The following is a 1,033-nucleotide window of genomic DNA, read 5'->3' on the forward strand; positions in this document are numbered from 1 at the left end:
GCTTCCGCATTACTGCATTCAATAGTCTGGTTTAAAGAGCCAGCCTGAGTTGTCCAAGTTGGAGCAGTTGTATCCTGAATGGTAATAATCTGCGTGAAACTATCAGAGGTATTTCCACAGTCATCTTTTACCGTCCAAGTATTAGTATAAGTTCCAGAATTTGCGCATCCCTCAGAAGCAACAAACTGTCCGCTTACTTTAGTAATGTTTGAAACATCAGCATCGCATGAATCAGAAGCAGTTGGGAATAAAGCCTGAGCCGAAGTCAAAGCTTCCGCATTACTGCATTCAATAGTCTGGTTTAAAGAGCCAGCCTGAGTTGTCCAAGTTGGAGCAGTTGTATCCTGAATGGTAATAATCTGCGTGAAAGTATCAGAAGTATTTCCGCAGTCATCTTTTACTGTCCAGGTATTGGTATAAGTTCCAGAATTTGAACATTCTTCAGAAGCGATGAATTGTCCGCTTACTTTAGTGATATTTGAAACATCTGCATCACATAAATCAGAAGCAGTTGGGAATAAGGCTTGTGCTGAAGTTAAAGCTTCCGCATTACTGCATTCGATAGTTTGGTTTAAAGAACCTGCTTGCGTTGTCCAAGTTGGAGCAGTAGTATCTTGAATTGTAATAATCTGCGTAAAAGTATCAGAAGTATTTTCACAGTCATCTTTTACAGTCCAGGTATTAGTATAAGTTCCAGAATTAGCACAACCTTCAGAAGCAACGAATTGTCCGCTTACTTTAGTGATGTTAGAAACATCCGCATCACATAAATCAGAAGCAGTTGGAAATAAAGCCTGAGCCGAAGTTAAAGCTTCCACATTACTGCATTCAATAGTCTGATTTAAAGAGCCAGTCTGAGTTGTCCAAGTTGGAGCTGTTGTATCCTGAATTGTAATGATTTGAGTGAAAGTATCAGAAGTATTTCCGCAGTCATCTTTTACTGTCCAGGTATTGGTATAAGTTCCGGAATTTGCGCATCCTTCAGAAGCTGTAAACTGCCCGCTTACTTTAGTGATGTTCGAAACATCAACAT

1 protein-coding gene is annotated in these 1,033 nt (G+C 39.8%); it reads right to left on the reverse strand.

From position 1 onward, the window contains the following. Positions 1-1,033 (reverse strand): Ig-like domain-containing protein (locus FLAPXU55_RS15420; protein ID WP_317169654.1); only part of this gene is annotated, 1,033 nt, incomplete at both ends.

The organism is Flavobacterium panici (assembly GCF_903819335.1).
Classification (GTDB): Bacteria; Bacteroidota; Bacteroidia; order Flavobacteriales; family Flavobacteriaceae; genus Flavobacterium; species Flavobacterium panici.